20 protein-coding genes are annotated in these 21,932 nt (G+C 64.5%); 3 read left to right on the top strand and 17 right to left on the bottom strand.

Annotation, left to right across the window (positions count from 1 at the left end; genetic code table 11):
- Complete coding sequence (locus tag FHS75_RS01495) at nucleotides 1-816, bottom strand: enoyl-CoA hydratase/isomerase family protein (RefSeq protein ID WP_179405952.1); 816 nt, start codon at nucleotides 814-816, stop codon at nucleotides 1-3.
- 113 nt (nucleotides 817-929) lie between these two features.
- Nucleotides 930-2,342, bottom strand: coding sequence for an aromatic ring-hydroxylating oxygenase subunit alpha (locus FHS75_RS01490; protein WP_179405951.1), 1,413 nt, complete (start codon nucleotides 2,340-2,342; stop codon nucleotides 930-932).
- Between the two features lie 188 nt (nucleotides 2,343-2,530).
- Between FHS75_RS01490 and FHS75_RS18170 the strand changes: the two genes are divergently transcribed.
- Nucleotides 2,531-3,388, top strand: coding sequence for a MaoC/PaaZ C-terminal domain-containing protein (locus FHS75_RS18170; protein WP_218845086.1), 858 nt, complete (start codon nucleotides 2,531-2,533; stop codon nucleotides 3,386-3,388).
- A 10-nt stretch (nucleotides 3,389-3,398) separates the two neighbouring features.
- Here FHS75_RS18170 and FHS75_RS01480 read toward each other — a convergent pair whose 3' ends face one another.
- Nucleotides 3,399-4,994 carry a class I adenylate-forming enzyme family protein gene (locus FHS75_RS01480; protein ID WP_179405950.1) on the bottom strand — a complete coding sequence of 532 codons (1,596 nt, stop codon included), beginning with the start codon at nucleotides 4,992-4,994 and terminating at the stop codon, nucleotides 3,399-3,401.
- Nucleotides 4,995-5,100: 106 nt separating this feature from the next.
- Between FHS75_RS01480 and FHS75_RS01475 the strand changes: the two genes are divergently transcribed.
- Complete coding sequence (locus FHS75_RS01475) at nucleotides 5,101-5,871, top strand: glutathione S-transferase family protein (RefSeq protein WP_179405949.1); 771 nt, start codon at nucleotides 5,101-5,103, stop codon at nucleotides 5,869-5,871.
- Between the two features lie 4 nt (nucleotides 5,872-5,875).
- On the opposite strand, the gene FHS75_RS01470 is transcribed toward FHS75_RS01475, so the two are convergent.
- Complete coding sequence (locus FHS75_RS01470) at nucleotides 5,876-6,961, bottom strand: phosphotransferase (protein ID WP_179405948.1); 1,086 nt, start codon at nucleotides 6,959-6,961, stop codon at nucleotides 5,876-5,878.
- Between the two features lie 106 nt (nucleotides 6,962-7,067).
- Between FHS75_RS01470 and FHS75_RS01465 the strand changes: the two genes are divergently transcribed.
- The gene (locus FHS75_RS01465; protein ID WP_179405947.1) at nucleotides 7,068-8,075 is read left to right on the top strand and encodes an alcohol dehydrogenase catalytic domain-containing protein; all 1,008 of its coding nucleotides are present in this window, start codon (nucleotides 7,068-7,070) and stop codon (nucleotides 8,073-8,075) included.
- Between the two features lie 27 nt (nucleotides 8,076-8,102).
- On the opposite strand, the gene FHS75_RS01460 is transcribed toward FHS75_RS01465, so the two are convergent.
- The 13 genes from FHS75_RS01460 to FHS75_RS01400 all read right to left on the bottom strand — a co-directional run bounded on the left by FHS75_RS01460 (nucleotide 8,103) and on the right by FHS75_RS01400 (nucleotide 21,929).
- The gene (locus tag FHS75_RS01460; RefSeq protein ID WP_179405946.1) at nucleotides 8,103-9,578 is read right to left on the bottom strand and encodes a phosphotransferase family protein; all 1,476 of its coding nucleotides are present in this window, start codon (nucleotides 9,576-9,578) and stop codon (nucleotides 8,103-8,105) included.
- Between the two features lie 61 nt (nucleotides 9,579-9,639).
- Nucleotides 9,640-10,914 carry a cytochrome P450 gene (locus tag FHS75_RS01455; protein WP_179405945.1) on the bottom strand — a complete coding sequence of 425 codons (1,275 nt, stop codon included), beginning with the start codon at nucleotides 10,912-10,914 and terminating at the stop codon, nucleotides 9,640-9,642.
- A gap of 123 nt (nucleotides 10,915-11,037) precedes the next feature.
- Nucleotides 11,038-12,198, bottom strand: coding sequence for an epoxide hydrolase family protein (locus tag FHS75_RS01450; RefSeq protein ID WP_179405944.1), 1,161 nt, complete (start codon nucleotides 12,196-12,198; stop codon nucleotides 11,038-11,040).
- Nucleotides 12,195-12,668 (bottom strand): nuclear transport factor 2 family protein, encoded by a 474-nt coding sequence (locus FHS75_RS01445; RefSeq protein WP_179405943.1) that lies wholly within the window; start codon nucleotides 12,666-12,668, stop codon nucleotides 12,195-12,197. The genes FHS75_RS01450 and FHS75_RS01445 overlap by 4 nt, the downstream gene beginning before the upstream one ends.
- A 24-nt stretch (nucleotides 12,669-12,692) precedes the next feature.
- Nucleotides 12,693-13,469: an SDR family NAD(P)-dependent oxidoreductase gene (locus tag FHS75_RS01440; RefSeq protein ID WP_179405942.1), complete on the bottom strand. Its 777-nt coding sequence runs from the start codon at nucleotides 13,467-13,469 to the stop codon at nucleotides 12,693-12,695.
- Nucleotides 13,466-14,677 carry an Rv3169 family protein gene (locus FHS75_RS01435; protein ID WP_179405941.1) on the bottom strand — a complete coding sequence of 404 codons (1,212 nt, stop codon included), beginning with the start codon at nucleotides 14,675-14,677 and terminating at the stop codon, nucleotides 13,466-13,468. Before FHS75_RS01435 ends, FHS75_RS01440 begins: the two co-directional genes overlap by 4 nt.
- Before the next feature lie 51 nt (nucleotides 14,678-14,728).
- Nucleotides 14,729-16,162 (bottom strand): FAD-dependent oxidoreductase, encoded by a 1,434-nt coding sequence (locus FHS75_RS01430; protein ID WP_179405940.1) that lies wholly within the window; start codon nucleotides 16,160-16,162, stop codon nucleotides 14,729-14,731.
- Nucleotides 16,163-16,217: 55 nt separating this feature from the next.
- Nucleotides 16,218-17,201: an alpha-ketoacid dehydrogenase subunit beta gene (locus FHS75_RS01425; protein WP_179405939.1), complete on the bottom strand. Its 984-nt coding sequence runs from the start codon at nucleotides 17,199-17,201 to the stop codon at nucleotides 16,218-16,220.
- 12 nt (nucleotides 17,202-17,213) lie between these two features.
- Nucleotides 17,214-18,197 carry a thiamine pyrophosphate-dependent dehydrogenase E1 component subunit alpha gene (locus FHS75_RS01420; RefSeq protein WP_179405938.1) on the bottom strand — a complete coding sequence of 328 codons (984 nt, stop codon included), beginning with the start codon at nucleotides 18,195-18,197 and terminating at the stop codon, nucleotides 17,214-17,216.
- 25 nt (nucleotides 18,198-18,222) lie between these two features.
- Nucleotides 18,223-19,368 (bottom strand): acyl-CoA dehydrogenase family protein, encoded by a 1,146-nt coding sequence (locus FHS75_RS01415; protein WP_179405937.1) that lies wholly within the window; start codon nucleotides 19,366-19,368, stop codon nucleotides 18,223-18,225.
- Entirely contained in the window at nucleotides 19,365-20,270 is a 906-nt protein-coding gene (locus FHS75_RS01410) for an HpcH/HpaI aldolase/citrate lyase family protein (protein ID WP_179405936.1), read from the bottom strand. Before FHS75_RS01410 ends, FHS75_RS01415 begins: the two co-directional genes overlap by 4 nt.
- Nucleotides 20,271-20,274: 4 nt before the next feature.
- On the bottom strand, nucleotides 20,275-20,733 hold the full coding sequence (locus FHS75_RS01405) for a MaoC family dehydratase (RefSeq protein ID WP_179405935.1): 459 nt from the start codon (nucleotides 20,731-20,733) through the stop codon (nucleotides 20,275-20,277).
- Nucleotides 20,733-21,929 carry an acetyl-CoA acetyltransferase gene (locus tag FHS75_RS01400; protein WP_179405934.1) on the bottom strand — a complete coding sequence of 399 codons (1,197 nt, stop codon included), beginning with the start codon at nucleotides 21,927-21,929 and terminating at the stop codon, nucleotides 20,733-20,735. Before FHS75_RS01400 ends, FHS75_RS01405 begins: the two co-directional genes overlap by 1 nt.
- Between the last annotated feature and the right edge of the window lie 3 nt (nucleotides 21,930-21,932).

The following is a 21,932-nucleotide window of genomic DNA, read 5'->3' as shown; positions in this document are numbered from 1 at the left end:
TCAGCGCGCCGAAGGGTAGTCCGGCTTGCGCTTTTCGAGGAACGCCCTGACGCCTTCCTCGAAATCGTCATTGCCCACACAGCGAACGATTGCATCGGTTTCGGCATCGAGTTGCTCGGCGAGGGTGCGGTCCGGCGTTGCGTTGATAAGTCGCTTCGCCGTTCGCAGCGCGAACTGGGGGGCCTTCGCAAATCGCCTGGCGATCCTGAGCGCCTGTTCGTCGAGTTGTTCCGCCGGAACGATCTCGTTCAGCATGCCGAGCCGAAGGGCATCGTCCGCGTCGACCTTGGCGGATGTCATGACGAGAGTGCGCGCCATCCTGACGCCGACGATCTGCGGGAGCACCGTGGTCAGGCCGCCGTCCGGGGTCAGGCCGACGCGCTGGTGAGCGAAGACGAAAGTCGCGGTTTCGTCGCCGATGGCGTAGTCCGCGACCAGCGGATAGAACAGTCCCGCGCCGGCGGCGGCCCCACGTACCGCCGTCACGATAGCGCCTTCGAACCCCGAGATCGCCTCGACGAGCTTGCGCGCCCTTCCGAGGCGCGCCCTGAAATCCTCCTGCCGTTCGGCCTTGTCCTGCTTGATCGACTTGCCGAACGCCGCGACGTCGCCGCCCGCCGAGAAAACCTTACCCTCCCCGCGGATCAGGATGCACCGCACGGCCGGGTCTTCCTGCGCGCGGCGGAAGAGCTCGGTGAAGGCGGGGACGTTCTGCGACGGTACGGCATTGCCGAACTTTGGCCGGTTGAACGAGAGGCGCAGGACGCCGTCGTTCAGGTCGACGAGATAGCTCTCGTCCTCGGGCGTTTCGTACATGCAATCCCCTCCGGCCGGACTATCCGGCGGACCATTGCACCGGAAATCCGGTACGCTTTATCACGACTTGCGCGGCGGGGTGTCAAGATGCGGCCGGCAGGATCCGGGCCGGATCAGAACCCCGGCGCATCCGAAGGATCATCCGATACATAGCGGCCGAGCGTGTGATGCAGCAGCCTGATACGCGATTCCTGGTACCGGGTGTAGCGGATCGGCATGTCGCCGCCGTCGCGCATGCCTTCCTGGCACGCCTTCAGCCCCTCTGCATCCTGATCGTAGATCAACGCCTGCCATGGTGGCATCATATCCGCATCGGCATAGCTTTGGGTTTCCTCGAGTTCTGCGATCCGTACTTCGGGCACCTCCTCGCCCTCCACCTTTGGCCTGAAGATATAGAATTCGAACATCGTCAGTCCTGGGTCTTCGCGATCCGGCAGGAAGCGATAGATGAAGGGATAGGGCAGCGATCGGAAGATGATGAAGTTCGGGAAGAGGTGATACTGGATCGCATCGCCGGCCTCGACGTCCGAAAGGTCGGAATAGTCCTTGTCGTGCATTTCGCTGTAGGACGCGCGCATCGCGGCGACCATCGCCTGACGCGCGCTTACGCCTTCCGGCAGGTCGTCCACTTCGACTTCGCCCCCGGCGACGACCTTGGTCGCAAGCTCGACTATCTCCTGCTCGCTCAGGTCACGCGGATACTGGTCGCTCGAGAATCCGACCGGTTCGAGAAAGCGGCTGACGTGCGGCTGGTCGGGCCAGACATCGTACTGCGTGCTGGACTCGCCGCCGAAGGGCAGAGCCTGCGCATGAACGCCGGACAGGTGATAAGCCTCGAGGAAAGCCTCGATGCAGGATTTCCAGTTTGCCCGGATCGGCCGGCGGATGATCGATTCGACGTAGCGTTCGCCATGGTCCCAACCCTCGAAATGAGGGACCAGCTTGCCCAGGTATTCGGCCAGAGGCGGAGCGTCCGCGTTCTGATTGACGAATACGAAGCCCTGCCAGACGTCGGCCCGTACTTCGGCCAGCTTGAGATCGTCGATGTTCGTATCGGCAAAGTCCCATCGCGCGGGGACGTGATCGACTTTTCCGTCGAGCGTCCACCTGATCGAGTGGAACGGGCACTTCACCTTCTCGACCGACATCTGACCAAGGCACAGCTTCATCCCGCGGTGCGGGCAGCTGTTGTAGAACGCCCGGACCTCGCCGTTCTCGCCGCGAACGACGAGGATCGAGGCGGCAGGACCGTCGTATGCGATGCAGTCGCCCGGTTCGGGAATCTGTTCCTCGCGGCACGCCATCTGCCAGACGCGCGGCCACATACGCTCGCGCTCGAGGCGGAGGAATTCGGCGGAGGTGTACCGCTCCCGGGACACTTCGGCGTTGTCGAGTTCGCTCTCGGAATACTCGGAGAACAACGCGGGCGCGGGCTTGTCGTCCTGCGCCGCGATATGCTGGAAGTGAGGAGAAGGGCTGTCGCGATACTCTGGGCCGCCCTCGCCCTTCATCTTCTGCATTTCCATCGAAAACATCCTTTCCCGATCGTGCCGGCGAGTCTTTTATCGGGTGCCTGCATACCTTGTCATCGTGCCTTTCGCAAACATCGTATGCTAGGACACGGTTCTCAGTTTCCGCTTGCGATGGCGGTTTCCGGCCATATGGTGCGCTTGCAAACCAAAAACAGTCCCGAATTTCGCAGGGAGGCGACCCAGTGGACATCGAACGCATCCGGACAATGTCGATCGAACCGATCGTGCAGACCTACACCTTTCGCGACACGATCCTCTATGCGCTCGGGCTGGGATACGGCGCCGATCCTCTCGATACCTCGGAGCTGCCCTTCGTCTACGAAGGCGATCTGAAGTGCCTGCCGTCCTACGCCAACGTGCTCTGCCACCCAGGTTTCTGGGCGCAGAAGCCCGAGTTCGGGATTGACTGGGTCAAGATTCTCCACGCCGAGCAGGATTTCCACATGCACGGGACGTTGCCGCCGCAAGGGTCGATCCGCGGCGAGTACAAGGTGGCGGGGATCGAGGACAAGGGGCCCGAACGCGGCGCTCTCCTCCACCAGCTCAAGGAACTGTACGACGCCGAGAGCAACGAGCACCTCGCCACCGTGCGCTCGACCCTGTTCCTGCGCGGGAACGGCGGCGAAGGCAGCTTCGGAGACGCGATGCCCGCTGCCGACAAGCTTCCCGAACGGGAGCCCGACAAGGTCGTCGAAATCCCGACCCTGCCCCGCCAGGCGCTGATCTACAGGCTGAGCGGGGACTACAACCCGCTCCACGCAGATCCGGCAGTGGCCAGGAAGGCCGGGTTCGAAATGCCGATCCTGCACGGCCTGTGCACGAACGGGATCGCGACACGCGCCATCCTGAAGACCTATTGCGGCGACGAGCCGGCCAACCTTACCTCGATGTTCGTGCGGTTCAGCCGTCCGGTCATGCCCGGCGAGACGATCCGTTGCGAATTCTTCGAGGAAGGCGCCGGATCGCTGCGGTTCCGGGCCATCGCGAAGGAGCGCGATACCGTGGTCCTCGATCGCTGTTCGGCGCGCTACTCGGACTGATCCGAAGGGTTCACGACGCCTCGTCCGCGTCAAGGAAGTGCTGGCGGATCTTGCCCCGCTGAACCTTCCCCGAGGCGGTTCGCGGCAATGTGACGCCGATCTCGATGCGGCGCGGCACCTTGTAGGCGGCGAGCGATTTGCGGGCGAACGCGATCACCTCGTCGGGCGTTGTCGAGGCGTCGGGCCGAAGCTCGAGAGCGGCCGTCACGCCCTCCCCCCACTTGGGGTGCGGCAGCCCGAACACCGCGCAGTCCTGCACCGCCGGATGGTCGCGAAGAACGGCCTCCACTTCGGCGGGATAGACGTTCTCGCCCCCCGAGACGACCATGTCCTTGATGCGGTCGGTGAGGAAAAGGTAGCCATCGGCATCGATCCGCCCGCCGTCGCCGGACTTGTACCATTCGCCCTCCATCGCGGCCTCAGTCGCCTCGGGACGGTTCCAGTAGGTGCGGAAAAGGCTGGGCGAGGCAATCCAGATTTCGCCCGGCACGTCGACAGGCAGGCGCTTGCCGGTTTCGGGATCGTGGATCGCGATGCGGATCCCGGGCAACGGCCGCCCGACCGAACGCAGAAGCTGCGGGCGCGAGGTGTCGTGGTCCTCGGGCTCGAGCACGGTGGCCGTACCGCCGATCTCGGTCATCCCGTAATACTGAAGGAACAGGCACCCGAGGCGATCTACCGAGCGTTCGAGCAGTTGCGGGTCCATTGCCGCAGCGCCGTAATGGATGCTCTTCAGCGTCTCGACGCGGACACTGCGCTTGTCCATTTCCTCGATCAGCGCCCTCACCAGCGTGGGCACCATGAACGTGCGGGTCACGCCGTGCTCCAGGCACATGTCGAGCAGGCCGGCCGGCGTGGTGTTGGCCGTCATGTAGACTGTAGAGCCGCGACAGAGCGCGGTCTGCACCCACGACAGCCCGCCGATGTGGAAGACCGGCAAGGGAGAAAGCAGGATCTCGTCGTCGCGCCAGCCTGCAAAGCCCGACAGGAACCGCTCGACATGGCGCATGAACGCCATCGCGTATTGCGACGTCATCACGCCCTTGGGCTTGCCTGTCGTCCCGCTGGTATAGAGCTGCAGCCAGTCGGCATGCGGATCGATCTCGTCACGCGGTGCAGGCTCGCAAGCCGACACCAGTTCGGGAAGCCCTTCGGGACCATCGTCGTCGACGATGATGCAGGGCGCGTCGTTGACATTGGCATCGGCGACGACCGCCTCGAACTCGCGGTCGGCAATTATCAGTTTCGCACCCGAATCTTCGAGGACGAAGCGGGTCTCCGGAGCGGTGTTGCGCCAGTTGACCGGGACCATGACAACGCCGCACCGGGCTGCGGCGATGGTCGCAACGATGAACAGGCCGCTGTTCTTGCCTTTCCACGCGAACCGGTCGCCGTGCCCCACCCCGCGCCTTGTAAGGAAGGCTGCGAAGCGGTTGCAGTCCTCGTCGAGTTGCGCGTAGGTCCAGCTCCGGCGATCGTCGATCATCGCCAGCCGCTCGGGCCATTTCGCGGCGAAATGATCGGGGTAATCGGAAATCAGGATGAAGCCGGTTTCGTCGAACGGCGCCCCTTCCGAATAGGCGCCTGCGGCCTCGCTATCTGCCATTCCAAACTCCCGTCAATCGCGGCGTCCATTGCATTGCGCCGGGATAGGTCGCTAGCATACGCTTTTGAAACGCCGCAAGATGCGCGGCTCGCATCGGGAAGAGAAGATGTCCGATTTCACGCCCGTTGACGTTGCTCGCAAGGCCGGGGGAATGCGGCTGATCGTCACAGCAGGGATTCCCAATCCGTGGGGGGAGGCCGCGAAGGGCATCTTCCGCGTCAAGCAGATCGAGCACCTCCGTGTCGCCCAATTCGCGGGCGAGGAGAATCCCGAAATCGTGGCCTGGACAGGTCTCAACAGCGGCCCGATCGCGGTATGGGAAGAGGAACCGGCGCGCGATGGCTGGGCCGACATCCTGATGCTGGCCGAACGCATAGCGCCGGAGCCCTCCTTGCTTCCCGGGCTTGAGCACGAGCGGGCGGAGATGTTCGGGCTATTGCACGAGCTGTGCGGGGAAGACGGGTTCGCCTGGAACCGCAGGCTGTTCCACTTCGCCTCGCTCCCCCGGTCGCCGGAGGTGACGAACGATCCGGGCCTGGCGCGCCTGCGACGCAAGTACGGCCACGGCGGCGACGTCGATCACTGCAAGCGAAGAATGATCGACGTGCTCGGACTGCTCACGCATTATCTCGTGCAGCAACGCGACCGGGGCAGCGGCTTCTATTTCGGCAACGACCTGACCGCGGCGGACATCTATTCCGCCTGCTTCATGGCGATGATCAAGCCGCTTCCGCTCGAGCTTTGCCCGACCGACCCGGCCCTTCACGCCAGCTACGGGCTGAAGGATGCCGACGTGCTCGCCGCCGCCGACCCCATCCTCCTCGAGCATCGCGACCGGATCTACGACCGTTGGCTGGAATTGCCGATGCGGCTGTAGGTCGTCAGGCTCCGAGAAGCCCGAAAGCGTCGTGGTCCATCGCAGCGGTCGCGGCACGTACAGCGTTGACCGTGTTGACCGCCTCGGGCTGCCAGATGCCGCTGTTGTTGAGCCATGTCACCACCGGATAGAAGGTGGCGCAGCGGTACATGAACCACGCGTCATCGAGCGAAGGCGCATCCTCGACCCCATAGGCCGAGAGCCGCGTGACGTAGTGCGAGACAAGCGCGCGATCCCACTTGCGCCGGTCCATGACGTCGAGGCTGCACAGCAGGAAATAGGAGACGCCGAGCGGCCAATGTTCGGGCCGTGCGACCCAGTCGATGACGCCGGGCGTCCCGTCACCGGTGACGAACAGGTTGCCGAGATGCTCGTCGCCGTGGATCATCACGAGCGCCGATTGCCCGAGCAGCGACCACATCGCGTCCCATGCAGCCTTGGCGCGGTCCATGTCCTGGAACGCCATCGGCAAGGCACGGCCGCGCGGCAGATCGACATAGGACTGCCAGTTCTCTTCCTTGAAGAAGCCGGGGAAGTAGACGTCGTTCACCAGCCGGCGGTTCTCGCCTGCGAGCGTATCGGGTCCCATCTCGCCTCCCGGTTCGAATGCGGGGCTGTTCCACCGGCTTGCATGAAGCCGTGCGAAAGCGTCCATAAAGGCCATCGCCTGCCCGAGATCGAGCGGACGGTAGGCATCGAAGAACGTCGCCTCATCGGGGCCGAGGTATTCCATCACGATGTCCGAAGCCTCTTCGGTCACGTTGATGTGGTGCCACTTCGGCATGGCCGGGGCATCGACCATCGGCACGAGGTCCCGCAGCGAGCGCAGTTCGTTCGCCATCGCCCAGGCCGATCCAGTCTGCGGATCGTCCTCGCCGGGGAAATTGCCCTTCACGATGAATGCCGAAGGCCGCTGCCGGTCCCCGTCGGCATAAGTCACGTCGATGCGGAACTTGTTCTTCTTGAACCCGAAGATCGGGCCGCGCTCGACCGAGGAGACCTCGACGCCGGGAAAGCTGTTCGCCAGGGCGGCGCTCAGCCATCCGGACGTGACGTCGGCATAGCGTTGCAACGGTGGCGGGTTCGTCATCGTCCTCTCCTTCGCGCCCTTTCGGGGAATCGGTTTCGCCGGTCTGGCATAGTATGCAAGCGTACTCTATGGTCGCGGTCAATGCATCGCAACGGAGAGGCTGGCAATGCGTAGTGCGATTTTCGTCGAACCGGGCAAACCCCTGGCGATCGAGGACGTGCAGATGCCGCGTCCGGCCGCCGGGCAGGCGGTGATCCGGGTTTGCCGGTGCGGCATCTGCGCATCGGACCTCTCGATGACGAGCGGCTCGCCTTTCGACATGCCGTGCGGAACCGCTCCGGGCCACGAATACGCCGGCGAAGTCGTCGAGACAGGAGAGGACGTGTCGCTCAAGGTGGGGGACCGGGTTACGGCGATCCCGATAGGATCGTGCGGCACGTGCCCGGCCTGCCGCGCCGACGCTCCGCTGCAATGCCAGACGTTCCGCTCGATGGCAGGTGGATATTCCGAGTACACGCTCGTCGATGCGCGGGCTGCGTTCCATCTGCCCGAAGCGCTTTCGTTCGAGGACGGCGCGCTGGTCGAGCCGCTCGCTTCGTCGCACCGCGGGGTTGCAAAGCTCGATCTCGGGCCGGAGAGCCGCGTCGCCGTCTTCGGAGCGGGCGCAATCGGGGCGGGCGCCATATTCTGGCTGAAGCAGCGCGGCGCTGGCAAGGTCGTCGCCATCGCCCGGTCGCGGCGCGGGGCCGGTCTTGTCGACACGATGGGGGCCGACGCGCTGCTGACCACCGGCGAGGATCTCGCCGGCGAGATTGCGGAGGCTCTTGGCGGAGCGCCCGACATCGTCGTCGACGGGGCGGGCGCGCCCGGCATCCTGCAGCAAGCCATCGAGTGCATCGGATGGAACGGCACGATCCTGTCGCTCGGCGGATGCATGAAGCCCGACCCGATCCTGCCCCTGCTCGGCATGGTCAAGGAAGCGACGATCCGGTTCAGCGTCGCCTATGGCGCGTCCGATTTCAGGACCACGCTCGACACGCTCGATGCAGGCCACCTCGAACCGCGCGCGATGGTGGGCGACACCATCGGGCTTGCCGAACTTCCCGAGCGGTTCGAGGCGATGCGCACGGGATCGCATGCCGCGAAGGTCATGGTGGACCCGCAGTTGCCCTGAGACGCCCCGCAGTAGTGAGCGGGACACTCAGGGCCGGTCGAACACCGACTGGATGGCGGTGAGGAACATCGGCGTCATCGAATGGCCGACGTGGGCGACCTTGATGTCGTCCAGCCTTCCGACCTCGTAGGCATTTGAACTCAGCTGGCTCGCGCTGAGGTTGCGCAGGTGCCCCCATATGCGGAAGAACCGCAGCCGCTCGGGGTCGACATCGCGGCCGCCGGCTTCGCGGTAGTATTGCATGAACTTCGACCAGTCGAGCGAGGCGCCGACCGTGTTGGCGATGTAGCCAAGGTCGTCGGCGGGATCGCCGATGTGCGCGAATTCCCAGTCGACGACCGCCGTCAGTTCCCCGTCGTCGACGATGAAGTTGTGAAATCCGACATCGCCGTGCAGCAGCACCGGCTGTCCTTCGGGGTCGGGAACGTTGTTGAGCAGGTACCCGTAGAGACCGAGGACGGCGGGCGTGGGCTCGTCCATTTCCTCGAGATAGAGATCGCGGAACGAGCGAATGTAGCTGCTCGTCACCTCCTTCAGCGACATGTCCCACAGGTCCGGCCGGATGCCCGTGCTGATCGTGCCGAGCTCGCGCATCTGCGGGAGCGAATGCAGCGCGCCGACGCTTGTCGCGAGAAGCCTGGTCAGATCGTCGGAGACTTGCCCCGATGCTCCGAAAACGTCGCCACCGGTCGTTCCCGCGGCGCGGCGCATGATCAGGAAATTGCCGCCGGGCAGCAATGCGTGCTCGGTGTCGCACCAGATCGCCTCGGGCGCCGGAAAGCCGGCCGCGTATGCGGCTTCGATGACCGGAGTCTCGTTCTCGATGCGGTGGCAATCGTTGTCGATCGTCGGCGTGTCGCGGTCCCGCCGCATGACGTAGTCGCCCGAGAACTTGTTGCCCATGACGGAAAACAGCGTGGTTTCCTTGCCGTATCCGCCCGGCAGCCGGCGAAATTCGGTAACCTTGATCGTCGCGTCGTCGAAGCGGTCGGCAAGGTAGGCCTTCAGCCTTTCCGGAGATATGTCGCTCGACGCGCTTTCATCCGACAGGACGCCCTTGCCCATCCGTTCGTCGGTGCGCTGCAGCTCGGCGCGGGTGAGTTCGATGGCCAGCCTGTCTCGCTCGGCCTGCGCGATGCGCTCGTCGCCGTTGAGCTTCTCGCTGAGCAGGCCCCACTGCTTGAGCAACCGCCGTTCGGCGCTGTCGAGTTCCGCCTTTTCCTCAGGATCGGCAGCGGCGATCGTCGCCCTGAGACGGTCGATGGCCGTGGACAGATCGGGAGCGATCTCGGCGAGCCGCAGGCGTTCCTCTATTTCGACCAGATAGGCGTCGAGGCGCTGCGTCCACTTGTCGAACACTTCGCGCCCGTGGACGTATCGCGTTTCGAGCAGGCTCAGCGTGGCGCGTATAGCCTCCTCGTCGCTCGCATAGCCGACCGAATCTCCTATGACGCGGCGCGAGGCGTCGTTGAGTGCGCTCAACAGGCGCGGTGTATCCAGCATTGTCTCTCCCTCGAACCGTATCGCTAACCCGGGGGGCCGCCCGGGTCGCGCATCTTCGTGCTCACTTGCGGGCCTTGACGAGCCCTTCCAGCCTGGCCCCGACTTTCGGGCCCGGATCGAATTCGAGGTTGAGATGGCCGATCACGTGGAACAGCAGCGCCGGCATGTAGTCGGTCTGGCTGCCTTCCGCGATGCGGATGTTCTTCATCCGGGAGAGAATCTTCGGCAGCGCGATGTTGAGCTCCTTGCGGGCCAGCATCTGCCCAAGGCACCGGTGCGGGCTCGGTGCGCCGAACGCGAAGTGCCGGTTCGCGTTCTTGCGGAAGATATTGAACTCCTCCGGGTTCTGGAAGATCGCGGGATCGCGGCTGGCAGCATCGTAGCGCAGCAGCAGTACCGCGCCTGCCGGCAGGTCCACGCCTTCAAGCGTGGTGTCGTGCCGCGCGATCCGCCACATCGAACTCGCCGGCGTCTCGTACCGCAGCATTTCCTCGACCGCGTTGCCCGTCAGCGAAGGGTCGTCGATCAGCGCCTGCATCTGGTCGGGATGGCGGATGAGCTGCACCATCCCGCTCATCAGCGTGTTGCGCGTGGTTTCGTTGCCGGCAACAGACGTCTCGAACGCGAGCGCGCCCACTTCCAGATCGGTCAGTGGGGTCACACCTTCGACATCGACGTGGATGAGGTTTGAGACGAGATCGTCGCGCGGTTCCCTGCGCCGCGCGGCGACCATGTCCTTGATGTAGCGGCGGGTCTTCACGATCAGCTCGGCCGCGGCGATCTCGCTTTCCTTCGTGCCCATGCGACCGACAAGCCCGATGATCGCATCTGACCATTCCTTGACGCGCCCGTAGTCCTCGCGCGGGAGGCCGAGGATGTCGGCGATGATGTAGGTGGGCAGCAGGACCGCGAACTCGTCGGTGAAGTTGCAATGCCCCTTCTCGATGAAGCCGTCGATCAGCTCGTCGACCAGAACTTCGATGTCGGGCGCCATGTTGGCGACGCGGCCGGTGGCGAAGGCGGCGTTGACCTGGGCACGGAAGCGCTTGTGGTCGGGATCGTCGGTGCTCAGCAGCAGCCCTGTCCCGAGTTCTTCCTGCTTGAGGATTTCCTCGACCTCGGGGTGCGCGTTCCCGGCCATCAGCAGGTGGCTGAACTGGCTGGAAAAGTCGTCCATGCGCCTGGCGACATCGGAAACCGCGCTCGCGCTGGTGACGATGTAGATTTCGCGTCCCACCGGATCGACGGTGCGGCGCACGGGCTCTTCCTCGCGCGCCTTGGCGAAATACTCGAACGGATCGCTCAGGGTTTCGGCTTCGTAGAAAGCGTCGTGCATCACATCATCCTCATGGCTTGGCGGTCTTCACGACCGCGCGAAATCCCATATCGTACTATAGCATACAGTCTGTCGCGAGGCTGCGAAAGGGCGATTGTGGCTCGCCCCGCCCGCCCGCGCAGATCATCTCGCCCCGGCAAAGAACGTGCGGTATTCATCGACGAGGGTTTGCGGCCTTTCCGCCGGCAGGAAATGCCCGCCTTCGTCGATGACCTGCCAGCGCTGCAGGTTGGTGTGCCTCTCGACTATCGCTCGAGGCACGAACGCCACGTCCTTGCGCGCAACGCCGACGCCGGTGGGCACGGGAATGGGCGGCGAGCCATCGTGGGCAAGCGGCCAGTCCATCGCGAATCCCATCCCGGTGAACATCTCCTTGTAGATGCGCAGCGACGAACCGATCGTGTTGGTCAGCCAGTAGATCGAGGCCGTTGTGCACAGGAAGTCGCGATCGTAGGCCGCCAGCACGTCGTCGTTGCAATCGCTCCAGTTGCGTCGCCGCTCCCAGAGCCATGCCGCGGTACCGACAGGCGAATCCGCCAGCGCGTAAGCAAGCGTCTGCGGGTCGCTGCTCTGTACCGAAACGTGGCTGACGATGGTCGGCAGGCGGTCCATCGTCCGCTCGAGCATCCAGGCCTCGTCGGGCGCGAAGTCCTCGGGCGAGATCGACGACGGGTCGAGGCCCGGCAGGAGGACCAGCGACATGTAGATCGCGATCAGCCGGTCGGCATGCGCATGGCCCAGTTCGGCGGTCACGCCGCCACCCCAGTCTCCTCCCGCCGCAGCGAACGTTTCGTATCCGAGCCGCTCCATCAGTTCGACCCACATCGCCGCGATCCGCCGCAGGCCGATGCCCGCCGTTTGCAGGGGAGCCGAAAAGGCGACTCCGGGCAACGACGGCACCACGATGTCGAAGGACGGCACACCGTCCCCGCCCGCCACGAGCGGTTCGATCAGCGCGTTCCAGTCCCAGAACGTCCAGGGCCAGCCATGCGTCAGGATCAGCGGGATAGCGTCGGGCTTGCCGCTCTTCAGGTGGATGAAGTGGATCGGCACTCCGTCGATCGTGGTGCGGAAGTGGGGGAAGCGGTTGATTTCGGCTTCCTGCGCGCGCCAGTCGTAGTCTTCGGTCCAGTACCGGACCATGTCCTGCAGCCAGCCCTGCTCGACGCCGTAGCGCCATTGCTCGTTGCCGAAGTCGCCTGGCCACGATGCCGATTTCAGCCGCGCTCGCATGTCGTCGAGACGCTGGTCGGGAATCGCGATCCTGAATTGTTCGATGGTCATGCACCCTTCCCTTCCTTGACAGGCGTGCCCTTGCCGAGCCAGCTCGCGAACCGCGAATCCGGACGCGACCATTCCATCGTGGCGCGGCGCCGCATGATCAGCCAGCGGTCGCCCGACTTCACGAAGTCGTCGTCGTACCTGCCCGTGTGATCGAACCCCAGTTCGGTCACCACTATGATGTAGGTCAAAACAATTGCCGTGTCGGGTCCGGTAAATTCGATCATCGTCGTCGTGAGATTGTGGCGCTGGAAATTGCCTTCGTCGAAAGCTTTCCGCTTCAGCGCGCCGGGCTTGAGCATGGCGATGATCGCGTCGGGTCCGCGCACTTCGCCGAGGCCCTGCACTTCGAACACGCCGTCGGGATGAAAGACATCGTGGTGCCGCTCGTAGTCGGCGGTGTCGGCGTTGCGGTTGTAGAGCTCCAGTGTGTACCGGATCGCCTCTCGCGCAAGCATTTCATCGTGGGTCATGCGATCCTCGCCGTGCCGTCCGCTTCAGAAAAGGCCGCGCGTCCAGCCGCCGTCGACGGCGATCGTCTGGCCGGTGATGTAGCTTGCCCGCTCCGAGCAGAGGAAGGCGGCAAGGCCGGATACCTCGTCGGGACGGCCGTTGCGTCCCATCTGGATGACAGGCGGATCCTCGCGCCGGGAGCGTTCGCTTCCGCCGCCCGACTGCGCCTCCTCGTTGAGGCCGGTGTCGATGCTGCCCGGCGCGATGGTGTTGACCGTGATGCCGAAGGGGGCGAGCTCGTTCGAAAGCGACCGAGCAAGCGCAACCGCTGCGGTGCGGTACGTGTTCGACAGCACGATGCTGAAGAACCGGTGCGGCTCCTTGGCGCATACCGAACCGATGTTGACGAACCGTCCGAACCCCTTGGCCTTCATCGCCGGATACGTCTCTCTAGCAAGGAAGGCCATAGAGAGGACGACCTGCTCGTTGCTTTGCCGGAAATCGTCGGGAGCGGCTTCCTCGAAGCCGTAGCGCAGGATCGAACGGACGTTGAAGATAACGACGTCGGGATCGCCGAAAGCCTTGCGGGTTTCGGCCACGGCGCGGCGAACATCGTCCTCCTTTGCCATGTCGGCACTCACCCAGGCCGCGGCACCGCCGGCCTTCCCGATTTCCGCGGCGACGTCTCGCAGCGGGCCTTCGCGCCGCGCGGCGATCATCACCTTCGCGCCCTCGGCGGCAAGCTCGAGCGCGATCGCGCGCCCCATCCCCGCGCTTCCCCCCGAGACGAGGGCGACCTTGCCTTCGAGGCCGAGCCTCATTCGAAGCCGTAGGGGTCGTACCGCCCGTTGATGAACAGCTCGACCTGAGAGGAGCCGCGCGTCACCGTCCCGTCGGGCGCATGGGTGGTCACGCGCGCCAGGTATTCGGGTCCGTGCACCAGGTTGCCCTTGGAAGTGCCGGTATTGAACCCTTCCGACGCCGCCGCGCCGCTGACGGCATGCGGGGTGTATTCGAAGGGCTGGACCGAGTAGTCGGCCTCCTCCCATTCGATCGCGAGTTCCTCGGAGCCGTGATAGGTGAAGAAGGTCCCGCCGTCCTTCCAGCTTCCGGGGAAGGCACCCATCGGCTGCACGACCCAGGGAGGGGTCTCGATGTCGAAGACCTGCTTCCAGTCGCGTCCCTCGCTGTCCTTCAGGTGGAAGATCGCCTGTTCGAGGACGGGTGAGCCCTCCCTGAACTTCATCTCGTGCCGACCGGAGACGAGCTCGACCGTCTCCTCGTTCCAGCCCTTGAAGATGCGCCCGCCGAAAGGCGTGCCGAACACGTCGTTCATCTTGCACTGAACGCCCTCGGCGGTTTCGTGCACGTGGTAGAAGCCGCTGTATTCTTCGGTACGGAAGCAGGTCCAGAAGCGCATCGCGCGCTTCGGCCCGTCACCTTCGGGCGGCGGCAGCAGCGTCGGTAGCGGGGAAAGCGGCGGGCGCGAGGTATAAAGTCCCCAGCTGTGATCGCGTGCGCCAGACCAGCTTTCCGGCTCGACCTCCCAGCGCCGGTCGCGCGACTTGATCCAGCCAGAGCACTTGCCCGGCTGCGAGTAGCGGCTCTGGTCGGTCGTGCGGCGACCGCGATTGGTCGCGATGTGATGGTCCTCGAGAAAGGCCGGCGAAGTTCCTTCCCACATCAGGTCGAAGCCGATCCCGCTGTCGTTGTCCGCCAGTTCGAGGCGGATGCGACGCAGCGGTTCGACGATCGTGACCCTGAACGGGCCGACCTCGAGCGCGACATTGCGTCGCCAGCACCGGTTGAAACGCAAGGTCGTCTGGTGTCCGGCCACGTTCAGCAGCACGCAGCCGCCGATCATGTCGGTATTGGGGTTGATCCGCAGATAGGTCCCGAGAAATACCTTCTCGTCTGCGTTGAACGCCGCGAACCAGTACCCTTCGTCCCAGGCATAGTCGGTCGAGGGAATGTAGCTGACAGGATAGGGGGTCTGGTGGACCGGAAATTCGTCGTAGATGGTCAGCATGGCGTGGTTCCTTGAAAGTATATGGCCGCCCGGCCCGAAGGCAGGGACGGATCAGGCGGTCTCGAGGCCGGGCAGCGGATCGTTCGCAAGGACCTCCTTCGCCACTTCCTCGCCGGCGATGCGCCCGAAGGTGAGCGCATTGCCCACGCCCATGCCGCCACCCGAATAGCGCTTGCCCTGGATACAGCCGACCGTCTCGCCCGCAGCGAACAGGCCAGGTATCGTCGCGCCATTGCGGTCGCGGACGCGGGTGGTCGCATCGATGTCGACGCCTGCGCTGGTCTGCCCGATGACCGAGGCGCGGACCTCGACGGCGAAGTACGGGGCCTCGTCGATCGGGAAGTGCCTGGGCGCGTTCTTTTCCCACTCGGTATCGACGTCGTTGCGCGCGTCCGCGTTGTAGCGCTCAGCCGTCGCGCGCAGGGCAAGGCGATTGATGCCGCACATGTCGGCGATTTCCTCGAGCGTATCGGCAGTCTTGATGCGCCCTGTCCCGACGTGCTTGCGAATGAGGTCCTCGTCCCATGTCTGCGACACTTCGCCTGTGTGGTAGGGATCGGAGAACCGCTTGTCGGCGCTCCCCTCGACAAGCGTTTTCTCGTCGAAGATCCCGTAGGCGCGCGCGCCCGGCTGCTCGTTGATGAGGTAGCCCGAAACCGCGTAGGGCGCGTTTTCCGGCATGAAGCGATGCCCGTCGACGTTCACGAGCATCATCCACGGCGGCAGGAACGCCTCGACCGAATTCGGCACGAGCGCCGCCGACGGCAGCACGAGGCCGGTGTCGATGCCGGTGATCTCGGCACCGACCTGCTCGCCCAGCTTGATCCCGTCTCCGAGGATGAAGGGCGCGTCGTCATGGACCGCGTAGACGATGTCGCCATGCTGCGCGGCGGACGGGAAGTACTTCGCGCGCATCGTCGGGCTGTTGCCAAGGCCGCCGGTCGTCAGCACGACGGCCTTGGCGTGCAGATCGACACCGTCGGCATGGACGCCGCAGACCCGGCCATTCTCGAAAAGCAGCCGCTCGACCCGGGTGTTGAGTGCGGTCTCGATACCCATCGCGCCGACTTCGTTCTTGAGCAGTTCGCCGATGGTGAAACCGGCGCCCTTGGTGCAATGACCGCGCGGGACGGTATCGACGCCCGACTTCACTACCCATTCGTACTCGGCGCCGAGGCTGACCATCCACTCGACCGCCTCCGCGCTTCGTTCGGAGAAGGTGCGGATAATGTCCGGACGCGTCTGCCAGGCGTTGAGCGTCATGATGTAGTCGTACATCGCCTGGGGCGTATCCTCGATCCCCAGCTTCTTCTGGACCGAGGTGCCGGCCGCGTAGATCACGCCGCCGCTCAGCCAGGTCGCGCCGCCGAGCTTGCCGTCGGCCTCGAGGATCATGACGCTCGCGCCGGCTTCGTGCGCGACCAGCGCGGCGGTCATCCCTGCCCCGCCACCGCCGACGACGATCACATCGTAGTCGTAGTCCATCTTACTCTCCCGATCCGGACCCGCGCCGCCGGTTTCCGGCGGTCGCAAGGCAAGGTCAGCCCATCATGTCCTTCGCCATCGCGCCGATCTTCGCGGCATTGGGGGCGAAGGCCTCTTCCAGCGGCTTGGAGAACGGCACCGGGCAGAAGGCCGAGCCGATGCGGCGCGCCGGCCCCTTGAGTTCGCCCCAGAGGTTCTCGTTGACCACCGATGCGATTTCCGCGCCGATGCCGTGTTCCTTCACCGCTTCGTGCGCGACGATCACCCGGCCGGTCTTGCGGGCCGAGGAGAGCACGGCTTCCTTGTCCCAGGGCGCGATGCTGCGCAGGTCGATGACTTCCATCGAGATGCCGTCCTTCGCCAGTTCCTCCGCAGCCGCCAGCCCCTGTCCGACGGTGAGCGAATGGCCGACAAGCGTGATGTCGGTACCCTCGCGCGCGACGCGTGCTTTGCCGATCGGGATGCGCTGCTTGGTCACTTCGCCCGGCGTCCAGTACGAAGGCAGGTGCTCGATGAACAGCACCGGGTCGGGATCGTCGATCGCCGATCGCATCAGGCCATAGGCGTCGTCAGGGTTCGACGGCGCGACGACCTTCATGCCCGGCGTATGCGCGAACCAGGCCTCGAGATAGTCCGAGTGCTGACCCCCGGTCGAAAAGCCCGAGCCGGTCATTGTGCGGATGACGATGGGAACGTTGGTCTGCCCGCCCGACATGAAGCGCAGCTTCGCCGCGTGGTTGAAGATCATGTCCATCGGCACCGCGATGAAGTTCATCAGCATGATCTCGGCAACCGGCTTGTAGCCGCCCACTGCCGCACCGATGGCGGCACCGATGATTGCCTGCTCGGAAATCGGGGTGGACTTCACGCGGTCCGTCCCGAACTTGGTGGACAGACCCTTGGTGACACCCATGACGCCGCCTTCCTGCTTGTCTCCCACTTCCTCGCCCAGCACGAGTACGGTTTCGTCCTCGGTCATGGCGTCGTGCAACGCGGCGTTGATGGCGCCGATCATGTCCATTTTGTTCGTATCAGTCATTGTCCGGCACCCTCAGTCGATTTCTTCTGCATAGACGTCGCGCTTCAGTTCGATGACGTCCGGGAACGGAGCATCGAACGCGGCCTTCTGGGCGGCATCGATCCGCGCGGTGATGTCGGCCTCGATCGCGGCGATCTCGTCCTCGCTCGCGATGCCTTCGTCGACGAGGCGCTTGCGGAGGATCGGCATCGGATCGTCGGCCTGCGCCTGGGCGTAAAGGTCCTTGTCCATGTAGGCGCCCGACTCGCCAAGGAGGTGGCCGTTGAAACGGAAGGTAGTCGCCTCGATCAGTGTCGGACCCTCGCCGGCCCGGGCGCGGTCAATAGCGACCTTGGCGGCGCCGTACATCTCGTCCGGATCGTTGCCGTTCACGGTGACGCCCGGCATGCCGTATCCCTCGGCACGGATCGAGATCGTCTCGACCTTCGAGGAATCGTCGAACGAGGTGTGCTCGGCATAGCGGTTGTTCTGGCAGATGAAGATCACCGGCAGTTCGTAGAGTGCCGCCATGTTCAGCGATTCGTGGAACGCGCCGATGTTGGCCGCACCGTCGCCGAAGTTGGCGACCGACACGCGGTTCTTGCCGTCTAGCTTGGCCGCCCAGCCGAGGCCTGTCGCGATCGGCATCGAGGAACCCACGATCCCGGTGGTCACCATCATGCCGCGTTCGGGACAGGTCAGGTGCATCGGGCCGCCCTTACCCTTGCAGGTCCCGGTCTCGCGCCCGGCGAGTTCGGCCCACATCTCGTCGAGCGGGAAACCCTTGGCGAGCATGTCGTGCAGGCCGCGATAGATCGTGCAGATGTAGTCGTCGTCCTCGAGGCTGGCCGAAACCGCCGAGGGTATGATCTCCTGCCCGCGCGGCGAATAATACGGCATGACGAGCTTGCCCGCCATCATCAGCTTGATGATGCGTTCGTCGTTCTGCTTGATCAGGTTCGCCGTCCGATAGATTTCGAGCAGCGTTTCGTTATCTGGCTTCGGATAGTTGGACATCGGGGACCTCTCGACTGGAAATTCTTTATGTGTTGGCGAACAAGTCGCGGCTGATGATCTGCTTCATGACTTCGGCCGCACCGCCCGCGATCCGCGTGATCCGCGCATCGATGAAGGCGCGCGCGATGGGATATTCGTGCATGTAGCCGTATCCGCCGAAGAACTGCAGGCACTCGTTGACGACCTTGTTGTGCAGGTCGGTAACGCAAAGCTTTACCTTCGCCGCCGTCACGCCGTCGAGCTCGCCCTTCAGGTGCTTCGCCATGCAGTCGTCGGTGAAGACGCGCATCGCGGTAGTCTCGGCTGCAAGCTGCGCCAGCACGAACTGCGTGTTCTGGAAATCGGCGATGGTCTGTCCGAAAGCCTTGCGCTCGGAGGTGTACTTCACCGTCCATTCGATGGCCGCTTCGGCCACGCAGATGCTGCGTACCGCCTGCACCAGCCGCTCCTGCGCAAGCTTGGTCATCAGCATGCGGAAGCCGGCGCCCTCGTCGCCCAGCCGGTTGGCCACGGGCACGCGAAGGTCGGAGAAGAAAAGCTCCGAGGTGTCCTGCGCCTTGAGGCCGATCTTCTCGAGATTGCGCCCGCGCTCGAAACCCTTGCGGTTCGATTCGGTCAGCACGATGGAAACGCCGCGGGCACCGGCTGTCGGATCGGTTTTGCAGGCCAGCAGGATGAAGTCGCAGGTCTGGCCGTTGGAAATGTAGGTCTTCTGCCCGTTCACGACATAGTCGTCGCCGTCGCGAATGGCCCTGGTGCGCAGTTCCTTGAGGTCGCTTCCCGCGCCGGGCTCGGTCATGGCGACCGCGCCGATCGCCTTGCCCGCGACCATCTGCGGCAGCCACTTCTGCTTCAGGTCCTCGGAACCCCAGGCGAGGATGTAGGGCGCGACCATCTCGGAATGGACCATGAAGCCGGGGCCGCTCATGCCCTTCTTCGCAAGCTCCTCGATCACGACGACATTGTAGAGCCAGTCGGCGCCGAAACCGCCGTACTCCTCGGGAACGTCCGGGCAGAGCAGGCCCGCTTGCCCTGCCTTTTCCCAGACTTCGCGCGGGACGACCTTGTCCTGTTCCCACTGTGCGTGGTGGGGCACCAGCTCGGTGTCGACGAAGTTGCGAACCGAATCCCGGAAGATTTCGTGCTCGCTCGAAAACAGGGTGCGCTTCATGCAACGTCAGCCTTGTAACGCTCTGCCTGCGCAAGGACGCCCTGCGCCTGCTTGAGGTGCGGGATATCGATCATCTTGCCGTCAAGGCCGACGGTGCCCGCGCCCGGTTCGGCCGCGAATGCCTCCACCACGCGCCGCGCGTGCTCGATCTCCTCCTCGCTGGGCGTGAAGCTCTCGTTGATCGGGACGACCTGAGCCGGGTGGATTGCAATGCGACCGGTGAAGCCCTCGGCCCGGGCCGCGCGGCAGGACGCGCGAAGTCCCTCGTCGTCGCGATAGTCGACATAGAGCGTGTCAATCGCCTGCACGCCCGCCGCATGCGCGGCCAGCAGGCACTGCGCGCGGACCATGCGGTAGGTCAGTGCCCAACCGCCGCTGGGATCGAGATTGGTGCTGGCACCGATTGCCGCGGAAAGGTCCTCCGCACCCCAGGTCAGTCCGCCAAGCCTTGCCAGACCGGCTTTCGCGTATTCGCCAAGCGCGAACGGCGAAATGGCCGTCTCGGTCGCGACGGGCAAAATCTTTATCGAGCCTGCCTTCACGCCGCCCGCCTGCTCGAACGCGTCGAGATAGTGGGATGCCTGGAGGACGTCCTGCGGCCCGTTGCACTTGGGCAGCATGATCCCGTCCGGCCCGTGCCGGATCACCGCCGCCATGTCCTCGAGCGTCATCCCGGTGTCGAGCGGATTGACCCGGACCCAGAGCTGAGAACTGCGTTTTCCGCGCGGTCTTTCGCCAAGGAAGGCCGAGAGCATCTCGCGCGCCATCGGCTTGTTCGCCGGGCTCACCGCATCCTCCAGGTCGAAGATCAACGCGTCGGCCTCCGACGCATCGGCCTTGCCGAGCTTCTTCTCGCTGTCCGCAGGGATAAACAGGAACGACCGGATCGGGGCTGCTGTCACGGCTTCAGTCTTTCGGCTTCTTGAGCTGCAGGCCGGAGCGCTTGCACGTCGCGACGAGCTCCTCGTGCTGGTTGAAGGCCCGGTGCTGGAAGGTGACGATGCCCTGGTTGGGCCGCGACTTCGATTCGCGCAGTTCGAGGACTTCGGTCTCGACCCGGATCGTGTCGCCATGGAACAACGGCTTGGGAAAGCGAACCTCGTCCCAGCCGAGATTGGCGACAGCTGTGCCCAGCGTCGTTTCGTTCACAGAGATGCCGACCATGAGCGACAGCGTGAAGCCGCTGTTGACCAGTCGCTGACCGTACTCGGTTTCTTCCTGCATGTACTTCTCGTCGAGGTGCAGGCGGGCCGGATTGTGGGTCATGCAGGTGAACATGACGTTGTCCGTCTCCGTCACCGTGCGCCGTATCGCATGATGGAACACCTGTCCCACCTCTAACTCGTCGAACCAGACACCCGCCATCAGATCAGCCCCAGAATGGAGACGGCCGCGATGCCCTGGTAGGGCACGCCGCCGAGGTTGTGCGTGACGCCGAGCGAAGGATTGGGAAGCTGACGCTCCCCGGCCCTGCCCTGCAGCTGCGTATAGATTTCATAGGCCATGCGAAGGCCAGACGCCCCGATCGGATGGCCGAAGCACTTGAGGCCGCCATCGATCTGGCACGGTATTTTGCCGTCGCGATCGAACTTGCCGTCGAGCACGTCCGTCACGGCGTGGCCGTCTTCCGAAAGGCCGAGGTCTTCCATGGTCACCAGTTCGGTGATCGAGAAGCAGTCGTGCACCTCGGTCAGGCTGACCTGTTCCTGCGGCCTGGTGATCCCCGCCTCTTCGTAGGCAGCCTTGATCGCGGTCCGCGTGTTCGGGACCGACGCCCCGTCCCAGTCGGAAAGCTGCGTTTCGCGGCCGGAGCTCGTCGAAATCTGGAGCGACTTGATCGTGACGATGTTCTTCTTGCCCAGCGCCTTCGCGATCTCCGGGGTGGTCACGATGGCGCAGGCCGCACCGTCCGAAACGCCCGAGCAATCGAACAGCCCAAGCGGGTCCGCGATCATCGGCGCGTTCATGATCTTGTCCATCGGCACCGGCTTCTGGAAGTGCGCCTTTGGACTGTACTGCCCGTTCTGGTGGCTCTTCCAGCTGACGTGCGAGATCGCGCGCTTGAGGTCTTCCTTCGAGATCTGGAAGCGCGTGCGATAGCCGTCGGCCAGCTGCGCGAAACCTGCCGGGGCCGATCCCATCGGCATCCACAGGTCGTTGAAGGTGCCCTTGAACGGCGGCGGCAGTCCGCCGAAGCCGGTGTCCTTGAGTTTCTCGGAGCCGATGGCGAGCGCGATGTCGACCGCGCCCGAAGCCACGGCATAGGCTGCGCCGCGCAGCGCCTCGGTCCCGGTGCCGCACATGTTCTCGATCCGGGTGACGGGGATGCCGTCGAGCCGAAGCGCGACCGCTGCCGGGATCGATGAATTGCCGACGTTGATGCCGTCGCCCCAGCAGCCGAACCAGGCCGCCTCGATGTCCTTGCGCTCGATACCGGCATCGGCCAGCGCTTCCTCGAACGCTTCTGCCATGATCTCCGGCGAGCCGACGTCCCAGCGTTCACCGAACTTCGAACAGCCGGCCCCCAGGATCGCGACCTTGTCCTTGATACCCGTTGCCATGAC

The organism is Novosphingobium marinum, from assembly GCF_013408095.1.
Taxonomy (GTDB): domain Bacteria; phylum Pseudomonadota; class Alphaproteobacteria; order Sphingomonadales; family Sphingomonadaceae; genus Novosphingobium; species Novosphingobium marinum.
Note: the sequence above shows the minus strand (reverse complement) of the source record. Positions and strands in the feature narration are given on the sequence as shown.